The organism is Ensifer sp. YR511 (genome assembly GCF_900103045.1).
Classification (GTDB): domain Bacteria; phylum Pseudomonadota; class Alphaproteobacteria; order Rhizobiales; family Rhizobiaceae; genus Ensifer; species Ensifer adhaerens.
In genome coordinates this window covers 363,140-384,087 of sequence record NZ_FNGR01000001.1, presented here as the reverse complement: position 1 = coordinate 384,087, position 20,948 = coordinate 363,140, and the positions used below count along the sequence as shown (strand labels likewise).

The window sequence follows — 20,948 nt, the reverse complement described above, 5'->3', positions numbered from 1 at the left end:
TCAGTCGTCGAAGCCGAGGAAGTCCGGCGCCCAACGGCGACTGGTGAGGCGCAACGAACGGTCGGGCTCGATGATATAGGTCTCGTAGACCTTGCGGCCGTAGGAATCGATGAACTGGTGCGGGACGATGCTGCCGACGGGTGCCTTCTTCAGCTTGGTACGCGGTTGCCCGCCATAGGTGATGCTGCCAGGAATCGGTTGCATGTTCGGCGAGTAACCGTAGCTGATGTCGGGGCCGGTGGTCGCCGTGCAGCCACTGAGAAGCAGCACGACGGAGAGGGCGGCAAAAGCGTGTTTCATGTCGGCGATCCTCAGAATGGCTGAGCCTGGCCCACACGGCGTCAAGCGTCAGGCGGAAACGCCTTGGACGATCGTTGCCGGTGCGGTCCAGCACTCTCTTCTAAAGTGTAGCGCTTAAACGGAAATTTCCAAGTTCTGTCATGCGAATTCCAGCAAGCAATGCTTGCAAATGTTCACGGCTTGTCCCAGTTGTGGAGTGCCTGATCGCGACAGCTGCGGCGGGCTTGCGCGCAACCTAGCGTTCGGGTGCGTTCCGAGCTTTTTTGGACGCGCCTTTGGGGGCGAAATGGCAGCGTGGCACTATGTGATCGGGTCGAGCGACACGGGCCCGTGAGCGACAACATTTTGCTGGTGATGATCGCGCGGGACGAGCTTTCACCTGCTGGTTTGGCGGCAGGGACACGGGGAGCGGATCCCGGCCTGCGACATGGCCTAAATCAAAGCGGCCTCCGCCGCGCGACGCCAGGACCCGGACCGTCCGCCGACGTGCCGCCGCCAGTGCCCGGATATCCGCTTGCCCGGCCATGGCCCCGTTTTCTGGCGCGCATTTTCGACATGCTGCTGCTTTACATACCGGCTGCCTTGGTGGCCCGCCGCCCCCGATGCAGACCTTCGTCAAACCGGTGATAAGCTGGCAGACGACGTTCGAGGCCGCCTGGCACGTCGAGGATCCCGGGCGCGACAACATGCTCTTCGCGATCAGCGCGGACCAAGCAAGCGGCGGGCACGAGCAGGTCCCGGCAACGATGAACGAACGGCCATATGCCGAGGTGCTCGCCGAACTGCAGGCGAGGGCGAGATACGAGGCGAGCGCGGACTGGACGCCGGTTATGATCAACGGCCAAGGGGCGCCTGGCGATGAAGTCGCTCAAGGAACCGGACGCCACCGCCGAGATAACCATTGCGCTGCGCGGGCGAGACGCCTGGCGGATGGTTAGATTTCTGATGAAGGGCAAGAAGCGGGACGAGGCGATCGATACGCTGGAGACGGCCGTATTCGGGACCATCGAGTAGCGGGCGGCAGGGGCTGTCGCCTCGCCGCCGGGCGCGGCCGGCGGTCCATGCGCTTCGCACTCATGCCCAGATTTGTCGCTGAGATGAATTCCGATTTGCCGAAACATGGGTTACGTCTTGTGTGAACTTCTGCGCGGATTGCGCGTTTCGGCTTGTGTCGGCCGCACGTTCCGTCCCGCCCAGTCTCTTCGCTGAACCCGGATATTGCATGACCGCCGAACAGTCTCTCGCGTTTCTCGTCATCGGCGCCATGATGGTCTTCTTTATCTGGGGGCGGTTTCGATACGACGTGATCGCCTGTTCGGCGCTGATGCTGGCGGTCGCCGTCGGCATCGTGCCTTACGATCATGCCTTCGATGGTTTCAGCGACGACATCGTCATCATCGTCGGCAGCGCCCTGATCGTCAGCGCCGGGGTGGCGCGCTCGGGGATCGTCGACGCCGCCATCCAGCGGTTCCTGCCGAACATCTCATCGGTCCGGGCCCAGCTCGCACTGCTGGTCATCACGGTGACAGTGCTTTCCGCCTTCATCAAGAACATCGGGGCGCTGGCAATCATGCTGCCGGTCGCCTTCCAGTTTGCCCGGCGGTCGAATGTCCAGCCTTCGGTTTTCCTGATGCCGATGGCCTTCGGCTCGCTGATCGGTGGGCTGATGACCCAGGTCGGCACGTCGCCGAACATCGTCGTCTCACGCGTGCGCCAGGAGCTGACCGGCGAGAGCTTCACGATGTTCGACTTCACGCCCGTCGGCGCGACGCTGGCGCTGGTCGGCTGCATCTTCCTGCTCTTTGCCTACAAGCTGGTGCCGCAGCGCTCCAGCAGCCATGTCTCCGTCCATTCGGCGATCGAGATCACCGATTATACGTCCGAGGCGGTTGTTGCCGCCGGTTCGCCGGCGATCGGCAAGGCGCTCAGCAATCTGGTGAAACTGGGCGACGGCGGCGCTGTCGTCATCGCCATCTTTCGCCGCGGCCTGCATCTGGCGCCGCTTCCCGACGTTACCCTCGAAGCCGAGGACATCCTGATTTTTGAAGGCGGTCCGGGAGCGCTCGATCGCATCGTCTCGCAAGGCAAGCTGAAGATTGCCGGCGACCGCGCGCCGCATGGGCGGGAAAAGGCCGGGGACGAGATCGAGGCGATCGAAGCTGTCGTCGGCAGCGGTTCGCCGCTCGAGGGCATGTCGGCACAGCGCCTGGCGCTGTTCAACACCCACAACATCAACCTGCTCGCCGTCAGCCGCCAGGGCGAGAGGCTGAAGCAGCGACTCGGCAGCATTCGCTTGAGGGCAGGCGACATCATCGTGCTGCAGGGCGCGCGGCGCGAACTGACGCTCTTCCTGCAGGAGTTCGGCTGCCTGCCGCTGGCGCAGCGCGAGATCCTGCTTGGCACGACGCGAAAGGCACCGCTGCCGCTTCTGGTTCTGGCGGCCGCGATGGGCTCAACGGCAGTTGGACTTGTGCCGGTGCCGATCGCCTTTTTCGCGGCAGCCCTCGCCATGGTCGTCTTCCGCATCATCCCCTTGCGCGATTTTTATCGCTCGGTCGATGGGCCGATCCTGGTGATGCTGGCGGCGCTGATCCCGGTGAGCGATTCCTTGCGCACGACCGGGGGCACCGATGTCATTGCGGCCTGGCTCGGCACGGTTGCCGCAGGCCTGCCGCCGGCCGGCGCGCTGACGATCATCCTGCTCGCCGCCATGGCGGTGACGCCTTTCCTCAACAATGCCGCCACCGTGCTCGTTATGGCGCCAATCGCCGCGAGTTTCGCCGGCGCGCTCGGCTACAAGCCGGAAGCCTTCCTGATGGCAGTTGCCATCGGCGCCGGCTGCGATTTCCTCACCCCCATCGGCCACCAGTGCAACACGCTGGTCATGGGGCCGGGCGGCTACAAGTTCAGCGACTATCCGCGCCTCGGCCTTCCGCTGTCGGTGGTGATCGTGATCGTCAGCATCCCGACACTGATGCTGGTGTGGCCGCTGCGCTAGGTGTGGTGCGACTGGCGCCTCGCCGGCAGGGATGCTCGCATAAATAGCCGCTACCGTGTACAGGTAGACGCGCGGTAGCGCCCGCCGCAGATTTGCCTATCCGTGCAGGGAGAAGATGGCATGAGCCCCAAGCCCACCGGCCACGTCAGTGGCAATGACCTGATCCTGACGCGCACGTTTCATGCACCCATCGCCGACGTTTGGACGAGCGTGACAAAGTCCGAGAGCACCGCGCTCTGGTTCGGCCGCTGGGAAGGCGAAGCGGGGCCCGGCAAGACCGTGCGGCTGCAACTGCTCCATGAGAAAAGCCAGCCATGGACGGATGTCCTGATCGAGGAGTGCGCCGCGCCGCACCGCCTGGTCGTGGTGATGAAGGATGACGCCGGCGAGTGGCGCATCGCGTTGACGTTTACGCAGACGGGGGGCACGACGGAGCTGCGCCTGGTTCAACATTTGAGCGACCCGAAACTCGCAGGCGACGTCGGGCCGGGCTGGGAATATTACCTCGATATGCTGGTCGCCGCGCGCGCCGGCAAGGCTTTGCCGTCATTTTCGGACTATTATCCGGCGCAGAAAGCGCACTTTCTGGAAGGCGTCTAGCCCCTGGAGGTCGGCAGTCGGACGGGCGCGTTCGACACAATTTGCGGGCGCTGCAGCTTTGGGCCCCGCGTTCTTGTGTCGTAACGAGAGGGCGCGCCGCGGCGGGGTTGTCCGGTCGGCTGGCCCCCTCGCAACCGCACCTTCTCGCAGTTCGACACCGAGCGGAGCCTCGCTGCGCTACGCCAGAACGGTGACGAGAACCGCGCCCCAGAGCGCCAGCAGCACGTTGCCGATCGCGTAGCCGAGACCGTAGCCGAGTGTCGGGACCTTGCTTCCGGCCGCCTCCTGCACGGCGGCAAGCGCCGGGGCTGAGGTTCCGGCGCCACAGCAGGTGCCGGCGAGCACGCCTTCGTTCATGCCGAAGACCCAGCGGCCGAGCGCAAGTGCGGCCAGATGCGAGATCAGGCAGATCAGCAGGCTGGCGATGACCAGCGCCGGGCCGGACTGGACGAGGCCGGCGACAAAGCTCGGGCCGGCCGAGATTCCGACGCAGGCGATGAAGGCGCACAGCCCGACGCTGTCGAAGAACCAGAGGGTTGCCTCCGGCACGAAACCGAAGGTGCGCCGGACCGAGCGCAGCCAGCCGGCGCAAAGGCCCGCGATCAGCACGCCGACGGCGACGCCGAGGCCGATTTCGAGCGCGCCGAGTTTCAGGGCAGGGATGCCGATGAGGCCGCCGAGGAAGATGAAGACGCCGACAAAGACCATGTCGGTTGCGGTGGTCTCACGGTCGGCATAGCCGAGCAGCTTCGCCACCTCCTCGACATGGCGTCTGGCGCCGGCAATCGACATCACGTCGCCACGGCGGACGGTGAGGCCAGGAAAGATCGGGATCGGCTGGCCGGCGCGCAGGATGCCGCGCAGGAACACCGAGCGCGCTTCCGGCTGCTGCCTCAGCTGCCACAGGCGTTTTCCCGCAACCTCCTTGTTCGTCACCACGATATCGAGCACTTCAACCGGGATATCGAGCAGCGTGCGGTCGTCCATCTCGGTGCCGATCCGACTGGAATATTCGACGAGGAAGCCGCGAAGACCGGCAACGGCGATGATGTCTCCAGCCTGCAGGCGCTCCTTGGGCGTTGGGGTGATGATCTCCTCGCCCCGGCGGATCTGCTCGATATAGGCCTTCTGGTTTTCGGGAACGCGCGCTTCGGCTTCCGCGACCGTCAGCCCCACGAGGGCGTCGGCGATGACGAAGGCGCGCGCCTCGATTTCGCGCCGTGCGGTGTCGCCGCTCGTCTGCGGCGCGATCTTCAGTTCGGCTTCTAGCTCGGCGCAGGCCTCCTTGAGGCTGCGGCCAAACATCCGCGGCGCCAGTTGCGACTGGACGAGGATGGCGGTCACGACACCGACGAGATAGGCGACGGCAAAGCCGGTCGCCACGGCGGATTCGAACTGGCTCGCCGCTTCCGGCGTCGGTGCCGTCTTGCGGAAGGCGTCGATCGCCACGCCGACGGTCGCCGATTCCGTCGCGCCGCCGGCGAGCACCCCGGCTGCCGTTCCAAGATCGAAGCCGAAGAGCATCGACAGCACGATCGCAACGGCAAGCGCGACGACGCAGAGCGTGACGGTGACGGCGATCTGCGGCAGCGCGTCGGCGTTGAGGCTCTGGAAGAATTGCGGGCCGGTGCGGTAGCCGATGGCAAAGAGGAAGAGCAGGAAGAACGCCTGCTTGACGTCGTTGGAGAGCACAGCACCGGTCTGGCCGATCAGCACGCCCGCCAGCAGGCAGCCGGTGACGGCGCCGATGGTGACGCCGAAGATGGTGATCTTGCCGACCGCGTAGCCGATGCCGAGCGCGAGGAACAGGGCAAGCTCCGGATGCGCCCGCAGGATGCTGAACAGGTGGTCGATCACGCGGCGGTTCCTCCCGGTGCCAAGCCGAAGAAAGCCGCTTCAGCTGGATGATGCGCTGGTCGCTGAGCCGGCGGAAAGAAAGTCGCCAGCCGGAGATGCGGGGATGCTTGTCGGCCGAGGGAAACACTGGCCAGGCGTTGGGGAAGGGCGGCCGGCATGGCTGCCGGCCGCCCGATCGGCTAGCTGATCTTCAGGCCTTTGGCGGCCTGGTAGGTCTGGACGTAACCGCGCGCCACCGAGCGCACGGCGCGGCCGATCTGCGAATAGGCTTCGTCATTGAGGTTGGCGAAGGAGACGCGTGCCGACCAGCTCGGCGCATCGAAACCCGAGCCGTTGAGCAGCACGATGCCGTGGTCCTCGGCAAGCCGGAAGGGAATGTCGAGCGGGTGGATGTTGTCCTTCACCCAGGTGACGACATCCTCGCCGACATATTTGCGCAGCCAGAACTCGAAGTCGATGATACCGTAATAGTGGTCGAAATAGATGCCCGGATTGGACTCGACCCCCATGCCCTCGATCAGGTTCCAGAAGCGCTTGGTGCAGATGGCGATGCAGGCCTTCTGGTAAGCCTTCTCGACGTCCATCAGCTCGACCAGGCCGAAGAGCGTCATCATCACCTGCTGGGGCAGCGACAGGCCGGCGGTGTGGTTCAGGGCCACGTCGCGGCTGTCGGCGACGATGCGGTCGATGAACTTCACCTCGCGCGGCTTCGGCGTCATCGCCTTGTAGCGTTTTTCAAGGAGCTTCTGGATCGGTTCGCCATGGGCCTTGATCTTCTCGTCGAAGATGTTGTCCTCGGCGACGGCAATGACGCCGAGGCGCCAGCCGGTGCAGCCGAAGTACTTCGAATAGGAGTAGACGCCGATCGTGTTGCGCGGCAGATGCCCAAGCAGCGACTGGAAGCCCGGAACGAAGGTGCCGTAGACGTCGTCCGTCAGCACGATCAGGTCGGGGCGCTTCTTGTTGACGAGATCGACAAGGCGCTTGATCGAATCCGGATCCATCGCCACGGCGGACGGGTTGCCGGGGTTGACCAGGAACAACGCCTTCACCTTGGGGTTCTCCAGCGCCTTGATGTCTTCGTCGGTGAACTGGAACCGGTCCTCCTGCTCGGCGCTGACGTTGATGGTCTTGAGATCGTAGTCCTCCAGCTCCGGCATTTCGAGATAGGGCGTGAAGATCGGCGTTCCGAGCGCGATCGTGTCGCCGGCGTTAAGCAGGCGGGCGTTCTTCAGTGCCTTGAAGATGTAGCACATGGCGGCGGTGCCGCCTTCGACCGGGTAAAGGTCGAACTTTGCCTTCGGTCGGTGGCCGGCGCACATTGCCCACATCAGGTATTCGTGGGTGATGATCTCGTTGTGGTGCAGCGCCCGATCGGGAACCGGATAGTTGTCGCCGATGATCGAGTCCGTGAGCTCGTGCACGAAGGCGTCCGCATCGAAGCGGAAGGTGGTGATGGCGTAGTTGACGGCGTCGGAAAGCGTCTTTGCCGGCGGGATGCCTTCATCCTCTTCGTCCCAGTCGGCCGTGTTCTGCAGCAGCTTCTTCGTCCACTTTTCGAACCGCGCGTGGGCGCCGTCCTTCGGCGGCATGCCGGCCACACCGGCCTTCGGGTCGTAATAGGCGCGCTTGGCTTCCGTCAGCGCAAACTGGCCGAGCAGGAAGAAGGCTTCGCGAGCGCGTGTCGCCGTCCAGTTCGGGTTGCCGCGGCCGGCATTGAGGAAAGCCTTGGCGGATTTCTGTGAGCTCGACTTGGCGAGCTTGATCAGTTCGTCCTTGATTTCGAACGGGCTGAGATCGGAAAGGCTGTCGTAGAAATTTCTGTCCAACATGGTCCACACTCCCTGTGATCTATGCATTTTGAACGATGGTCGGCTTCGCCCGTTCGCCTCAGGCGAGCATGATGACGATGACGAGGCCGAAGATGGTCAGCAGCGTGTTTCCGATGGCGTAGGGCATGCCGTAGCCGAGCGCCGGCACCTTGCTCTTGGCCGCCTCCTGGATCATGCCGAGCGCTGCCGTCGTCGTTCGCACACCGGCGCAGGCGCCAAACAGGATCGCCGGGTGGAACTTGAAGACATAGTGGCCGAGGAGCACCGAGGCGATCATCGGGATCGATGTGGCGACCACGCCCCAGATGAACAGCGAAATGCCGACCTCCTGCAGGCCTGCGACAAAGCCCGGGCCGGCGCCGATCCCGACGACGGCGATGAAGATGTTGAGGCCGAGCGTGTTCATCAGCCACAGCGCCGGTGACGGGATGCGGCCGAAGGCGGGGTAGGTGGTGCGCAGCCAGCCGAGCACGAGGCCCGCCAGAAGCGCGCCGCCGGAGGTCGAAAGGCCGATCGGGATGCCGCCGATCGTGATCGTCAGCGCACCGATCATCGCGCCGATGAAAAGCCCCCAGCCGAGAAAGGCGATGTCGGTCGTCTCGACAGGCCGGTCGGCAAAGCCGAGCGCCTTGATCGCCGCTTCGACATGGCGTTTCGCGCCACCGATGGTGACGATGTCGCCGCGCTCGACCGTCGTCCCGGGCAGCACCGGGATCTCGACCAGCGAGCGGATGATCTTGCGGGCATAGACGCCGCGCGCCCAATCCATGGTGCTGACTTCCGCCAGCGTCTTGCCGGCGAGCGCCTTGCTGGTCACGTAGACATCGAGGACTTCGGCTTCCGCGTTGAGCAGCTCCTTGTCCTCGACCTCGAGCAGCTTGTTGTCCAGGTTTTCGACGAGCAGCGAACGCCGGCCCGAAAAGGCGACGACGTCGCCCGGCTGCAGCACGGTGTTGCCATCGGCCTCGATGATCTGGTCGCCGCGCCGCAGGCGCTCGACGAAGACGCGGATCCCGGGAAGGATGTCCTTGACCGGTTTCCCGGTGAGCCCGCTTGCCGCGTCGACGCGATAGGCCCGGAGGCCGAAGTCGTGATAGGCGCGGGTAATGCCGGGCTCACTGCTTTCGCTGCCACCGCCGAGCTTGGCCTCGTATTCGCGGCAGGCCGCCGGAAGGTCGATGCCAAGAAGCTTGGGACCGAGCTGGGCGAGGATGATCGCCGAGCCGATCGTGCCCCAGATATAGGTCACCGCATAGGCGATCGGGATCTGGTCGGCAAAGGTCTTGGCCTGCTCCGGCGTCAGCCCGAGCGAATTGATCTGGTCGGTCGCAACCCCGATTGCAGCCGAGATCGTCTGCGAGCCGGCATACATGCCGGCGCCATAGCCGAGCGGCAGCCCGGCAATCAGCGCGCAGAGATAGGGAACGACGAGGCACAGCACCAGCACGGAGAGCGCAAAGGCGATCTGTTTCGGTCCATCGGTGCTCAAGCCCCGCACGAATTGCGGCCCGACGCCGTAGCCGACGGCGAAGAGGAAAATCAAAAACAGGGTGGATTTCAGGTCGCCGGAAACCTGGATACCCAGCTGTCCGATGAGAACGCCCGCAAGCAGCGTGGCGGTGACATTTCCAAGGTTGAACCCCGCGACCTTGATCGGACCGATGAGGAAGCCGATGCCGAGGGCGAGGAAGACGGCGACAGGCGGATAGGTCCGAAGCGTGTCGACGAAGAAATCAATGGGATTCACTGATGCTATTCCCCTCTGAAAGTTGAGTTGCCGTCACTTCATTTCGGGATCTGCGCGGCTAAGTTGAGCTTGTTTCCGAGGCTTGTCGATGCCCAATCTTAATCCCGGCAATTGTCGCTTCGGTCGTCGAAATTCTCAACGGGCATAGGGTTACGTGAGCGTAACGTATGTTACATTTCAGCGTTTTTGCTTGGGGTTGGGGATCGAGGCCGCCGCGATGTGTCGGTCGCATTCGATCGCAAGACCGCGGCACTGGCCCGGATCGCGATGGCACTTCAACTCTGGTGTTGTAATTCGTAACGTTATCTCCCAACGTGAAGCATGAGGCGTTTTCTCTTGGTTATGCTTGGAAAAGTTGCTGGGCACGGAACGGCGCGTCTTGCTGCTTGCGATAGGGGCGGCAGAACTTCGAGGGCTTGAGAAAAAAGCGGTGTCGTCTCCGCAAGGCGGCCGGTTCGTAAGGTGACGAGGAGGGGAAGCAATGATGGACGAGGTTATCCGAAGGCTCGGCGCACTTGGCGTTCAGCTCCCGACGCCGCCGAGGCCGCTCGGCGCCTACCGCGCGGTGATCGAGGCGGGTGAGATGCTTCATGTTTCGATGCAGGGGCCATTGCTGGACGGGCGCTTCGTGCATACGGGGCTGCTCGGGCGCGATGTGACCATCGACGAGGGGCGCAAGGCCGCAGAGTTGGCAGTGCTCAACGCGCTGGCGCAGATCCATGAGCATCTCGGCCGTTTCGAGCGTATTCGCCAGATCGTCCGGCTGGAGGGACATGTCGCCTGCACTGAGGATTTCCTGGAGCACCCGAAGGTCCTCGACGGTGCTTCCGAGCTTCTGGCGGCCGCCTTTGGCGAAAGGGCTGGCCATGTTCGCTCCGTCTGCGGCGTGCGCAACCTGCCGGGCAACGCCTCTGTCGCGGTGACGCTGACGGCCGAACTCTTGCCGCCGGAGTTCTGAGGTAGCACGGCACGTCTTTTAGCGGAAAGGTGGTCGCTATCGCGGGCGTCGGATTGTGTCCGGCGCCCAATTTTCGGCTTGCGCTACGTAATGTTATTTTATAACAAATCTCGCATGACGAAACGCCGCATGTTGATAGATCCCTCCCGCCTGTGTCGTGCGGTTGTCTCATCCGCCGATTCATGCGAGGAAGGCGTTGATGGTGCTGCGTCCGCGACAATGCGGAAGCGGCTGAAAAGGGAACACGGAACGGACGACCCTGATGGGGCCGAGACCGTGGCTGCCCCCGCAACTGTGAGCGGAAAGCGCATTCACACCATGTCACTGGTCGAAGACCGGGAAGACGTGGATGCGCCACGACCCGCGAGCCAGGAGACCTGCCATCGAACCGATCAACCACAACGGACGGGGTGTTCCGATGGAAAAGAACTGGCTTTCATACGACGGTTTTCCGTCCTCTTGCCGTTTCGCCATCTCTTGCCGTCAGTCCGGCGGAGGGCAGGAATGGCTGAGCCGAATTTCCGACAGCACAAGATAACGGTCTGCACCGATTGCCGCTTCACCGGCGGCCCATGCGTGCCCGGTGCCGAGCTGATCAAGCGGCTCAACCTGAGCATCGCAGCGCTCGGCGCACCGCTCGATCGCGACTTCTCGATCGCCGGAACGGTCTGCATGGCGGCCTGCACGCGGCCCTGCACCATCGCCTTCCAGGCAACGGGGAAGGCGACCTATCTCTTCGGCGACGTCTCGCCGGAAGAGGACATCGACGATCTCGTGCGCTTTGCCACAACCTATGCCGAGCGTGGCGATGGCATGACGCGGGCGGCGGAACGGCCGCGCGGGCTGAAAGGCAAGACGCTTGCCCGCATTCCCGCGGCGATGCTCGTCTCCGAAGATCTTGGCGGGCACTTCCAATGAGGTCGCGCAGAGGAACGAACCCATGAGCTGCAACGCGACGGGTGCAGCCCTCACGGTCGAGGGCCTTCGCTGGGGGCCGCGTTCGGGCCTGACGCTGGTCAACGACATCGGCTTTGCGATCGCGGCCGGCAGCCGGCTTGCGATCCTCGGGCCGAATGGCGCCGGCAAAACCTCGCTTCTGCGCTGCCTCTACCGGGCGGTGCAGCCGAATGCCGGCCGTGTTTCGGTCGATGGCGTCGATCTCTGGTCGATCTCGGCCCGCGAGGCGGCAAGGACAATCGCCGTCGTCTTGCAGGAGATGCCCGGCGATTTTCCCTTCAGCGTGCGCGACGTCGTGATGATGGGACGCATTCCGCGGCGGGAGGGCTTGAGCGGCTGGAACGATTTCGACCGCGAGCGGGTGCAGCATGCGCTCGCGCATCTCGATCTTGCCCATCTTGCCGGTCGCCAGTTCTCGACGCTTTCGGGCGGTGAGAAGCAGCGGGTGCTGATCGCCCGCGCGCTGGCACAGGAACCGCGCATCATCATCCTCGACGAGCCGACGAACCATCTCGACATCCGCCACCAGCTCGAAATCCTCGAGCTCTTGCAGACGCTGAAACTGACAATCGTCTCGACGCTGCACGACATCAATCTCGCCGCCGAGTTTGCGACAGATGTCGCGATCTTGACCACCGGGCGGCTGACGGCCTTCGGCCCGCCCGAAGAGGTGCTCAGCCCCGGCGAGCTTTCGGCCGCCTTCGGCGTCACCGCCACCGTTCACAATGCCGCTGCCGGCGGCGCCCGCTTTTCCTTTTCACTTCCTCGACAGGGATCGATTTCATGAAGATCAATATTGCCCCATTTTCCCTTCTTTTCGTGCTTGCCGCCGCCACGCCGGCGCTGGCCTATCCGGTCACCGTCAAGAGCTGCAACCGCGAGGTGACCTTCGACGCGGCGCCGAAGCGCGCGATCGCCAACGACGTCAACCTGGTGGAGATGATGCTGGCGCTGAGGCTCCAGGACCGCATGGTCGGCTATACCGGCGTCTCCGGCTGGAAGACGCTGGACGAGAAGCTGCGCGAAGGCGTCAAGGAACTGCCGGAGCTTTCGGAGAAATATCCGACCAAGGAAGTGCTGCTCAACGCCGATGCCGATTTCCTCTTTGCCGGCTGGAACTACGGCATGAAGGTCGGCGGCGAGGTCACGCCCGAGACATTGGCGCCCTTCAAGATCGGCGTCTACGAGCTGACCGAATCCTGCATCCACGTGATGGCCAAGCAGAAGCCTGATATGAACGACATGTTCGTCGATCTTCTCAATCTCGGCCGCATCTTCGGCGTCGAGGATCGCGCCGAGACGCTGGTTGACGGCTATCGCCGCCAGCTTGCCGAGATCACCAAGGCGAACGCCGGCAAGGCTAACCCGACGCGGGTCTTCGTCTATGATTCCGGCGAAGAGAAGCCGTTTACTTCCGGCCGCTTCGGCATTCCGACGGCGATGATCGAGGCCGCCGGCGGCGCCAACATCATGGACGACGTGGAAAAGAGCTGGGTGGAAATCTCCTGGGAACCGGTGATCGAGCGCAACCCGGAAGTGGTGGTCATCGTCAACTACGGCGAGGTGAAGGCCGAGGACAAGATCGCCTTCATGAAGAACAATGCAGCCTTCAAGAATGTCGATGCCGTCAAGAACGATCGCTTCGTCGTGCTCGATTATGTCGAAGCGACGCCAGGCCCGCGCAACATCGACGCCATTGCCAGGCTTGCCAAGGCCTTTCAGGGCGAGGGCCTGTAAGCGATGCTGGCTGAGGATGCGTCGCCTGGTCCCGTCGCCGTTTCACGCCTAGCGCCGGCACGGGCGCTGAAGGCGGGTGCCGGTCTCATGACGGCGCTTTTGCTGCTGGCCTTGACCGTCACGGCCGGCGTATCGCTCGGCTCGGCGCCGATCCCGGTTGCGACCGTCTGGTCGATCATCGCCAGCAAGATTTCTCCGGGCAGCGTCGAGGCTTTCTGGTCGGCGGGGCGCGAGAGCATCGTCTGGGACGTGCGCCTGCCGCGCGTCATGCTGGCGGGCCTCGTCGGCGCCGGGCTGGGGCTGACTGGCGCCGTGCTGCAGGCGGTCACGCGCAATCCACTTGCCGATCCGCATCTGCTCGGCGTTTCCTCCGGCGGCGCGCTCGGCGCGATCGTGGCGCTGCTGCACACCGGCATGATCCTCGGTCTTGCCACGGTGCCGCTCTTTGCCTTTGCCGGCGCGCTGCTCGCAACCGTGCTCGTCGCCTTCGTCTCCCGCGTGCTCGGGAGCAGCGCCGACCGTCTCGTGCTGGCCGGCGTCGCGGTCGCCTTCGTCTTGACATCCGTCGGCAACCTCATGATTTTCCTTGGGGACCCGAGGGCGACCCATACGGTCATCTTCTGGATGCTCGGCGGTCTTGGCCTGGCGCAATGGTCGCAGCTCGTCTATCCCGGCGTGGTGCTTTTCGCCTCCCTCGGCTGGCTGATGATCCGGGCGCGCGAAATCAATGCGCTCGCCATGGGCGACGAAACCGCGATGACGCTCGGCATTCCCGTGCGCCGCTTCCGGCTGACGCTGTTCGTCGTCACCGCACTTCTGACCGGGGTGATGGTCGCCTTTTCCGGCGCGATCGGTTTCGTCGGGCTGATGGTGCCGCATTTCGTGCGGCTTCTGGCCGGCAGCGACAACGTGCGGGTCATTCCGCTCTCGGCCTTCTTCGGGGCGCTGACGCTCATCCTTGCGGATCTGGCGGCCCGCGTCATCATGGCGCCGGAGGACATGCCGATCGGCGTCGTCACCGGGCTCGTCGGCGGCATCGCCTTCATTGCCATCCTGAAGCGACGCGCGTAAGGCGGGTAGGAACACGTTATGGACAAGGGCCGGTTCCGGCCTATGTGTTAGCGCAGCCGAGGGATCGGCGATTGGCCCGCATGTGAGGAGCATATGGCGAACGAAGCTGACATCTGCACGCCGCAGGACGTTCTGAATTTCTGGTTTGGCGAACTCACCTATGACGACTGGTTCGGGACGAGCCACGAACTCGACCAGGCCTGTATCAGCCGCTTCCAGGCGTCGCACCTGGCGCTGGCCCGTGGTGTCGACGAGATCTGGCGCGCGAGCCCGGAAAACCGGCTGGCGGCGATCGTGCTTTTGGACCAGATGCCGCGCAACATGTTTCGCGGCACGCCGCTCGCCTTTGCCACCGATTGCCTGGCACTGCACGAGGCCAAGCTCGCCGTTGGCGCCGGTGCCGACATGGCGATCAAGCCGGAATGGCGCGCCTTCGTCTATCTGCCCTTCGAGCATTCGGAAAACCTTACCGACCAGACCATGTCGGTGAAGCTCTTTACCGAGCTCGGCGATGCCGATTATCTCGACTATGCCATCCGGCACCGCGAGGTGATCGAGCAGTTCGGTCGTTTCCCGCATCGCAACGCCTTCCTGGCGCGGCCCTCGACGGAGGCCGAACTTGCCTATCTGGCGCAGCCCGGCGCCGGTTTTTAACGGGAAAGCGGGCGCTGACGGGGATTTATCGCCGTTCTTTGCATCTTTCCGCCGTCTTTCGTATTCACATCGAAACGTGAAGACGGCCGGAGCGATTCCGGACCACGGTCTCAATCTGCAAGGATCATGAAATTGCGTTCTGTCGGAAAACTGCCCGCCATTCTCGTCTGCCTGCTGGCGCTTGCCGTGGGCGGCCCGGTCATGGCCCAGAAGGCGGCGCAGCCGACAGCGCAACAAACCGCACAGGCAAACGGGCAGGCGGGCCAGAAATCGACACAGCCGGCGCAATCGCCGCAAGGGGCACAATCGTCCCAGACCGCCGCCCAGCCTGCTGCCGGCAAGCCGGCGCAGGAGGCGCAGCCAGCGGAGAACGGGGCGACCCCCGGTGCCACGGAACCTGCGGCGACAACCACACAGCCTGCCCAGAATGCCCAGCCGGCGGCCGATGCCTTGCCGGCGGATGCGACGCCGCCGGCCCAGAGCCAGGCGGCCGAGCAGCTGACCAAGGCCGACGAGGAACTGAAGGGACTGACCGAACGGGTCGAGAAAGCCAAGGACGACGACATCGTGCTTGCCGACCTCAAGGTTCAGGTCGACGCGCTCGCCAAACAGATCATCGGCGTTTCGGTTTCGACCCGCCCGCGCCTCGACGAAATCAAGGCGCGGCTGACCGAACTTGGCGATCCGCCGGCCGAGGGGCAACCGCCCGAAGCCGACATTGTGACGGCCGAGCGCAAGCGGCTGATGGCCGAACGTGGTGCCATCAATGCGCTGACCGGCGAGGCGGAAGGCCTGTCGGTGCAGGCGACGAAGCTGTCCAACGCCATTACCGCGACAAGGCGCGCGCTGTTTTCCAATACGCTCCTGAAGAACACCGAAGTGTCGACCGGAATGTTCGACGACGCGCTGACGGCGACGGCGGACGAGACCCGGGTGCTGTCGCGCAGCGTCGGGAGCTGGCTGAGCTTTGCCTGGAACTACAAGCGCGTGCCGCTCCTGACGGCGCTGTTCCTGTCGCTGCTGGCGGCGCTCGTGTTCCTTTCCGGCAGCCGCAGGCTCTTTCGCCCGCTGATCGAGCATGACATTACCGATGAGGAGCCGAGCTACTTCCGGCGGCTCTCCGTCGCATTCTGGTCGACACTGATCCCGACCATCGCGTCGGCAGCCTTCGCGGTCTCGAGCTTCCTGTTCCTGCGCGGCTTCAACGTGCTGCGTTCCGATATCGCACCGATCATTGCAATCACGCTCGGGGTCGCCGTCGTCGTCTTCTTCGTGACGAGGCTCGCTCAGGCCGTGTTGTCGCCGCGCGATTCGCGCTGGCGGCTCGTCCGGGTTTCCGATCGCGGCGCGCGGATGCTGATGATCGCGATCTTCGCCATGGCGCTGGTCAACGGCCTCGACTACCTCTTCGGCGGCGTCAGCGAGGCGCTCGGTTCGCCTGTCGTCCTGACCGTCGTCAAGAGCTACATTGCCTCCATCGTCATCGGCCTGATCATCATGGCTTCGGCCTGGATCAAGCCGACGCTCAGGAAGGATGAATCCTTCGACGCCCATGGCCGCGCCTGGCCGCGGGTGGTGTCTTTCGCGCTGCTCGCGACCGGCGCCTTGCTCATCATTGCCGCTGTGTCGGGCTATGTCGGTCTTGCCCGCTTCATCGCCACGCAGATCATCATTACGGGCGCGATCCTCGTCACGATGTATATCGGCATCCTCACCGGCCGGGCGGTTGCCAAGCAGGGCGCCTTTGCCGAGACCGCCGCCGGGCGTTATCTCGAGCGGCGCTATAATCTCGAACAGGTGGCGCTCGACCAGATCGGCCTTGCCGCGGGCCTCAGCATCTACGCGCTGGTCGTGATGTTCTTCATCCCGCTGATCCTCTTGCAGTGGGGCTTCCAGGTCGCCGACATCGAGTCCTGGGCCTACCGGATGGTGACCGAGATCAAGATCGGCTCGATCACGATTTCGCTGGTTGGCATCCTCGCCGGCATCCTGTTCTTCGCGCTCGGCTACGCCGTCACCCGTTTCGTGCAGCGCTGGATCGACGGCAACATCATGGCACGCAGCCGGGTCGATGCGGGCGTGCGCAATTCGATCCGCACCGGCATCGGCTATACCGGCGTCGGGCTTGCGGGGCTGATCGGCCTGTCGGCGGCCGGCATCGACCTCTCCAACCTCGCGCTCGTTGCCGGTGCTCTCTCGCTCGGTGTCGGTTTCGGCCTGCAGAACATTGTCTCGAACTTCGTTTCGGGGCTCATCCTGCTCGTCGAGCGCCCGTTCAAGGTGGGGGACTGGATCGTCAGCGGCACGACGGAAGGTTTCGTCAAGCGCATCTCTGTCCGCGCGACCGAGATCGAGACCTTCCAGCACCAGTCGATCATGATGCCGAACTCGCTGCTCATCAACGCCTCGGTCGGCAACTGGACGCACCGCAACAAGCTCGGCCGCTCCGAAATCGCCATCACCGTCACCTATGCCAGCGAGCCGCGCCGGATCATGGAGCTGCTCGCCGAGATCGCGGCCGCCCATCCCATGGTCTTGAAGAACCCGTCGCCGAGCGTTGGCTTCACCGCCTTTGGCGATGACCGCATGACCTTCGAATTGCGCATCTACGTGGCCGACGTCCTGACCGGCGGCGGCGTGCGCAACGACCTGCGCGTCTCGATCTACGAACGCTTCCGCGACGAGGGCATCGGCGCGCCGTTCCCGGTCAAGATCGAGGACGTGCCGGTCGAGGACCAGACCGGCATCGAAAGCCACCACCCGGAAGAGGTCGGCGAGCCGAAGGGCGCCACCTCCGCCGAGGAAAGGGCCGCAGCCAAGTCTGCCGCTTCGGACAAGAAAACTGCCGCTGCGGCGCCGCTCGACGAGGAGCGCGAAGTGGAGGGGGCAAGCAGCCGCCGGAGCGCCAGCCGCCGGGCAAACCCAAACCGCTGATAAACGGACCGTTCAGCCACTATTCAGCCGGCCTGCCATAAAAAGCATGCAATTCTTCTGGTGACCGACTACGCTGGTCATCGGCTGAAGAGGTGGCCGGCGCAGCGTCGCGTAACCGACGGGGCGGCCGGCTCGGCAAGAGGGCGGCGCGTCTGGCGTCGATGGGCGATGAAGAAATTTGTGATTGCTTTGCTTTCCGGTTTGCTGATGGCCGGCGCGCCGATGGCCGGTGCTGCCAGTGCCGCGACTGTCACGAACAAGGACAGCGAGACCGCCGTTCTGATCGTCGTCGAGGGTGAAAGCCGTGTGGAAGTGGCGATCGCATCCGGAGCGACCGAAATGATCTGCCCCAGCGGCTGTTTCGTCACCGCGCCGAGCGGTGACCGCATCGGCCTGCAGGGCGATGAGAACGTCGAGATCGTCAACGGCAACGTCGTCGTCAAGTAACCTTTCATTCCGCGACAGCGGTGCGGCAGGCGCGCCGCTGTCGGGCGGCACTCCATTCGCTCGATAGGTCGGCAGGTGCCGTCGCTGATGGCGCCGGCAGCCCCTTTAGTAGCGGTCGCGGTGCTCTCTTCGCTCGAAGCCTAATCCCAAGGGATGGGCGAGGGCGCCGAAGCTCTCATTCGTTCGGGCGGGCAAGCCCGCGTCGGGCCTGCCGGACACTCTCCTTGCATTGACAGGCTGCATTGCCGGTAGCACGCTTGGGCGTTGGGGTGACGCGCGTGGTCGCGATCATCCGCGCATTGCCGGGGGGAGCCATGCCATTCCTTCGCATCGCCTTGTCCGTTCTGCTGGTGCTTTTCGCATCGGAGGCGCTGGCCGAAAAGCGGGTGGCGCTGGTCATCGGCAATTCCGCCTATCAGCATGTGGCCACCTTGCCCAATCCCGGCAATGACGCGCACGACATGGCGGCAAAGCTCGAAGGGCTGGGCTTCGAGGTGGTGACGGGCGCTGATCTCGACCTTTCGGGTGTGCGCCGTGCGGTGCGGGACTTCGTCGGCCGGCTCGACGGCGCCGACCTCGCGTTGTTCTTCTATGCCGGCCACGGCCTGCAGGTGAACGGCGAAAACTATCTCGCCCCCGTCGATGCCACGCTCGCTTCCTCTGTCGATCTCGAATTCGAGGCGGTGCCGATGAACCTGATCCTGTCGGCGATGGAGCGCAGTACACGGGTCAATATCATCCTGCTCGACGCCTGCCGCGACAATCCGCTAGCGGTCAATCTCGCCCGCTCGATGGGCACGCGCTCCGCCTCGGTCGGCCGCGGCCTTGCCAAGGTCGGCACCGGCATCGGCACGCTGATCGCTTTCTCCACCCAGCCCGGCAATGTTGCCCTCGACGGATCGGGGCGCAATTCGCCGTTCACATCGGCGCTCTTGAAACATCTCGGCCGGCCGGGGCGCGACATTACCCGCGAACTGATCGACGTGCGCCGCGACGTGCTGGCGGCAACCGGCGGCAAGCAGGTGCCCTGGGACAATTCCTCGCTGACCGGCGAAGTGGTGCTGAAGCCCGCCGTTGACGGCAAGCCGGCGCCGGCCGAGGCGCCTGCGACGGGTCAGGCCGCCGAGCTTGCCTATTGGGAAACGATCAAGGATGCGACCGACCGCGACCTCTTCGACGCCTATCTGCAGCAATATCCCGACGGTGCGTTCGCATCGCTCGCCAAGGCAAAGATCAAGATCATCGAGCGGGCTTCAGTGCCTACATCCGAAGGCGTGCCCGGCGGATCGGGTGGCCAGGCCGTGGCGGCCATCGATCCGGCGCTGGCCGCGCCCAATGCCGACGACACGACATTGGCCCGTTCCGTACAGGTGGAGCTCAACCGGCTGGGCTGTCGCGCCGGCAGCGAGGATGGCGTCTGGGGTGCCGGCAGCCGCAAGGCGCTCGAAGCCTTCGGCAAGTTCGCAAAGGTCGACCTTGCGACGCTCGAACCCTCCAGCGACGTGCTCGGTCGCCTGAAGTCGGAGAAGGTGCGGATCTGCCCGCTTGCTTGCGGCCGTAACGAAGAGGCGAAGGATGGGCGCTGCGTCACAATCCGGCGCGAGGCGAAGCTGCCGCAACCAGGCGAGACGCAAGGCACGATCAAGGCACCGCAGAAAAACACCGGCACCCGTGCGATCAGCCCACCGGCCGAACTGCAGAAAAAGAGCTTTGCCAATTGCCCCGCAAATGCCGATGTCGCGTTCCGGCAGATGTTTGCCCGCGGCTCGGGCCGGGGCCGCATGACGATTTCCGCCACCCATTCCTGCGGCCGGGCCTTTGCCTGTCATCGCACCGCAAGGGGCCAGCCGTGGGATTGCGGCTGGCGGTGAAGCGGACAGCGCATGCTGGCGCCATCGAACGGGGTTGGCGTGAAGGGCGGCGGCGTTTCTCAACCCTCGCGCGTCATTTCAGGGCTTGATTTCGCTGCCGCATGCGCAAGGATCGCCGCGATGGTCAAGGCCGGTTCCGGCAAGGGAGGACACCCCATGAAGCTCCAGCTTATCCGCAATGCGACACTCAAGCTCGACTATGCCGGTCACACGGTGCTGATCGATCCCTTTCTAGGGCCGAAGGACAGCCTGCCGTCCTTTGCGGGGCGGGCGCCCAATCCGCTGGTCGGGCTGCCGTTCGACACCGATACCATTCTTGCCGGGGTCGAACTCGTCATTATCTCGCATCTGCACGAGGACCACTTCGACGACACCGCCAAGCATCGCTTGCCGAAGGGGCTGCCGATCTTCTGCCAGCCGGGCGACGAGGAGGCGATCCGTGGCGCTGGTTTTCGCGACGTCACGCCCCTTCTCGGCAAGGCGCAGTGGCAGGGCCTGAAGCTCACCCGACGTGACGGCAGCCACGGCCTTGGTCCTGTCGTTCAGGACATGGGGCCGGTCATGGGTTTCAGCCTTGAGGCCAAGGGCGAGCCGACGGTTTACTGGGCCGGCGACACGGTGCTCTATCCGGCCATCGAAAAGACCATCCACGATACGAAGCCGGATGTGATCGTCACCCATTCCTGCGGCGCACGCTGGGACGGCGCCCTGATCGTGATGGATGCGGCGCAGACGATCGCGGTCTGCGAGGCCTCCAAGAAGAGCATCGTGGTTGCAACGCACATGGAGGCGCTCGACCATGCGACGGTCAGCCGAGGTGATCTCCGCGCCGCTGCCAGCGCCCACGGCATCGCCTTGCCCAGGCTGCTCATTCCGGATGATGGCGACGTGTTGACCCTGATACCGCCCGTGGTCTAGGCGGCCGACAGGTCGCAGCAGGCAAGCTGTTGTGCGGCACGGCTGCCGGGGGCGCCTTCTTGACCGG

17 protein-coding genes and 1 riboswitch are annotated in these 20,948 nt (G+C 64.4%); of the genes, 13 read left to right on the top strand and 4 right to left on the bottom strand.

The annotated features are described in order from the left end of the window. Positions 1 to 300, bottom strand: a complete 300-nt coding sequence (locus BLU15_RS01840) for a putative periplasmic lipoprotein (RefSeq protein ID WP_034788071.1) — start codon at positions 298 to 300, stop codon at positions 1 to 3. Between the two features lie 858 nt (positions 301 to 1,158). Between BLU15_RS01840 and BLU15_RS39400 the strand changes: the two genes are divergently transcribed. The 3 genes from BLU15_RS39400 to BLU15_RS01825 all read left to right on the top strand — a co-directional run bounded on the left by BLU15_RS39400 (position 1,159) and on the right by BLU15_RS01825 (position 3,898). Further along, complete coding sequence (locus BLU15_RS39400) at positions 1,159 to 1,314, top strand: hypothetical protein (protein ID WP_156400733.1); 156 nt, start codon at positions 1,159 to 1,161, stop codon at positions 1,312 to 1,314. Between the two features lie 208 nt (positions 1,315 to 1,522). After that, complete coding sequence (locus BLU15_RS01830) at positions 1,523 to 3,298, top strand: SLC13 family permease (RefSeq protein ID WP_090294054.1); 1,776 nt, start codon at positions 1,523 to 1,525, stop codon at positions 3,296 to 3,298. Between the two features lie 120 nt (positions 3,299 to 3,418). Continuing rightward, positions 3,419 to 3,898: an SRPBCC family protein gene (locus tag BLU15_RS01825; RefSeq protein WP_060584836.1), complete on the top strand. Its 480-nt coding sequence runs from the start codon at positions 3,419 to 3,421 to the stop codon at positions 3,896 to 3,898. Positions 3,899 to 4,075: 177 nt separating this feature from the next. Here the strand turns inward: BLU15_RS01825 and BLU15_RS01820 are convergent, their stop codons facing one another. From BLU15_RS01820 to aspT, 3 genes are all read right to left on the bottom strand, one after another. Next, complete coding sequence (locus BLU15_RS01820; protein WP_090294053.1) at positions 4,076 to 5,755, bottom strand: aspartate:alanine exchanger family transporter; 1,680 nt, start codon at positions 5,753 to 5,755, stop codon at positions 4,076 to 4,078. Positions 5,756 to 5,934: 179 nt separating this feature from the next. Beyond that, complete coding sequence (locus tag BLU15_RS01815; RefSeq protein ID WP_051659121.1) at positions 5,935 to 7,587, bottom strand: bifunctional aspartate transaminase/aspartate 4-decarboxylase; 1,653 nt, start codon at positions 7,585 to 7,587, stop codon at positions 5,935 to 5,937. A 58-nt stretch (positions 7,588 to 7,645) separates the two neighbouring features. Beyond that, positions 7,646 to 9,334 (bottom strand): aspartate-alanine antiporter, encoded by a 1,689-nt coding sequence (gene aspT, locus BLU15_RS01810; RefSeq protein WP_226020693.1) that lies wholly within the window; start codon positions 9,332 to 9,334, stop codon positions 7,646 to 7,648. Between the two features lie 481 nt (positions 9,335 to 9,815). Between aspT and BLU15_RS01805 the strand changes: the two genes are divergently transcribed. The 10 genes from BLU15_RS01805 to BLU15_RS01760 all read left to right on the top strand — a co-directional run bounded on the left by BLU15_RS01805 (position 9,816) and on the right by BLU15_RS01760 (position 20,881). Next, a complete protein-coding gene (locus BLU15_RS01805; RefSeq protein WP_200949942.1) occupies positions 9,816 to 10,292 on the top strand; it encodes a RidA family protein in 477 nt (158 codons plus the stop codon). A 183-nt stretch (positions 10,293 to 10,475) separates the two neighbouring features. After that, positions 10,476 to 10,692: riboswitch (cobalamin riboswitch) on the top strand. Positions 10,693 to 10,796: 104 nt separating this feature from the next. Continuing rightward, positions 10,797 to 11,210, top strand: coding sequence for a DUF1636 family protein (locus BLU15_RS01800; RefSeq protein ID WP_034788085.1), 414 nt, complete (start codon positions 10,797 to 10,799; stop codon positions 11,208 to 11,210). Between the two features lie 22 nt (positions 11,211 to 11,232). Further along, on the top strand, positions 11,233 to 12,036 hold the full coding sequence (locus BLU15_RS01795) for an ABC transporter ATP-binding protein (RefSeq protein ID WP_090294051.1): 804 nt from the start codon (positions 11,233 to 11,235) through the stop codon (positions 12,034 to 12,036). Then, positions 12,033 to 12,986, top strand: coding sequence for an ABC transporter substrate-binding protein (locus tag BLU15_RS01790; RefSeq protein WP_034788092.1), 954 nt, complete (start codon positions 12,033 to 12,035; stop codon positions 12,984 to 12,986). Before BLU15_RS01795 ends, BLU15_RS01790 begins: the two co-directional genes overlap by 4 nt. Positions 12,987 to 13,073: 87 nt before the next feature. Further along, a complete protein-coding gene (locus BLU15_RS01785) occupies positions 13,074 to 14,057 on the top strand; it encodes a FecCD family ABC transporter permease (RefSeq protein ID WP_060520775.1) in 984 nt (327 codons plus the stop codon). A gap of 93 nt (positions 14,058 to 14,150) precedes the next feature. Continuing rightward, entirely contained in the window at positions 14,151 to 14,711 is a 561-nt protein-coding gene (locus BLU15_RS01780; RefSeq protein WP_060601111.1) for a DUF924 family protein, read from the top strand. 126 nt (positions 14,712 to 14,837) lie between these two features. After that, positions 14,838 to 17,645: a mechanosensitive ion channel family protein gene (locus tag BLU15_RS01775; protein ID WP_176960255.1), complete on the top strand. Its 2,808-nt coding sequence runs from the start codon at positions 14,838 to 14,840 to the stop codon at positions 17,643 to 17,645. A gap of 168 nt (positions 17,646 to 17,813) precedes the next feature. Then, positions 17,814 to 18,092 (top strand): hypothetical protein, encoded by a 279-nt coding sequence (locus tag BLU15_RS01770; RefSeq protein WP_034788099.1) that lies wholly within the window; start codon positions 17,814 to 17,816, stop codon positions 18,090 to 18,092. Positions 18,093 to 18,406: 314 nt separating this feature from the next. Continuing rightward, positions 18,407 to 19,963, top strand: a complete 1,557-nt coding sequence (locus BLU15_RS01765) for a caspase family protein (RefSeq protein ID WP_090294049.1) — start codon at positions 18,407 to 18,409, stop codon at positions 19,961 to 19,963. A 156-nt stretch (positions 19,964 to 20,119) separates the two neighbouring features. Next, positions 20,120 to 20,881, top strand: a complete 762-nt coding sequence (locus BLU15_RS01760) for an MBL fold metallo-hydrolase (RefSeq protein ID WP_034788518.1) — start codon at positions 20,120 to 20,122, stop codon at positions 20,879 to 20,881. Positions 20,882 to 20,948 lie beyond the last annotated feature (67 nt).

Coding starts and splice junctions, on each gene's coding strand:
- BLU15_RS01840 (WP_034788071.1), bottom strand. CDS start 300: ATGAAACACGCTTTTGCCGCCCTCTCCGTCGTGCTGCTTCTCAGTGGC.
- BLU15_RS39400 (WP_156400733.1), top strand. CDS start 1,159: ATGAAGTCGCTCAAGGAACCGGACGCCACCGCCGAGATAACCATTGCG.
- BLU15_RS01830 (WP_090294054.1), top strand. CDS start 1,523: ATGACCGCCGAACAGTCTCTCGCGTTTCTCGTCATCGGCGCCATGATG.
- BLU15_RS01825 (WP_060584836.1), top strand. CDS start 3,419: ATGAGCCCCAAGCCCACCGGCCACGTCAGTGGCAATGACCTGATCCTG.
- BLU15_RS01815 (WP_051659121.1), bottom strand. CDS start 7,587: ATGTTGGACAGAAATTTCTACGACAGCCTTTCCGATCTCAGCCCGTTC.
- BLU15_RS01805 (WP_200949942.1), top strand. CDS start 9,816: ATGATGGACGAGGTTATCCGAAGGCTCGGCGCACTTGGCGTTCAGCTC.
- BLU15_RS01800 (WP_034788085.1), top strand. CDS start 10,797: ATGGCTGAGCCGAATTTCCGACAGCACAAGATAACGGTCTGCACCGAT.
- BLU15_RS01795 (WP_090294051.1), top strand. CDS start 11,233: ATGAGCTGCAACGCGACGGGTGCAGCCCTCACGGTCGAGGGCCTTCGC.
- BLU15_RS01790 (WP_034788092.1), top strand. CDS start 12,033: ATGAAGATCAATATTGCCCCATTTTCCCTTCTTTTCGTGCTTGCCGCC.
- BLU15_RS01785 (WP_060520775.1), top strand. CDS start 13,074: ATGACGGCGCTTTTGCTGCTGGCCTTGACCGTCACGGCCGGCGTATCG.
- BLU15_RS01780 (WP_060601111.1), top strand. CDS start 14,151: ATGGCGAACGAAGCTGACATCTGCACGCCGCAGGACGTTCTGAATTTC.
- BLU15_RS01775 (WP_176960255.1), top strand. CDS start 14,838: ATGAAATTGCGTTCTGTCGGAAAACTGCCCGCCATTCTCGTCTGCCTG.
- BLU15_RS01770 (WP_034788099.1), top strand. CDS start 17,814: ATGAAGAAATTTGTGATTGCTTTGCTTTCCGGTTTGCTGATGGCCGGC.
- BLU15_RS01765 (WP_090294049.1), top strand. CDS start 18,407: ATGCCATTCCTTCGCATCGCCTTGTCCGTTCTGCTGGTGCTTTTCGCA.
- BLU15_RS01760 (WP_034788518.1), top strand. CDS start 20,120: ATGAAGCTCCAGCTTATCCGCAATGCGACACTCAAGCTCGACTATGCC.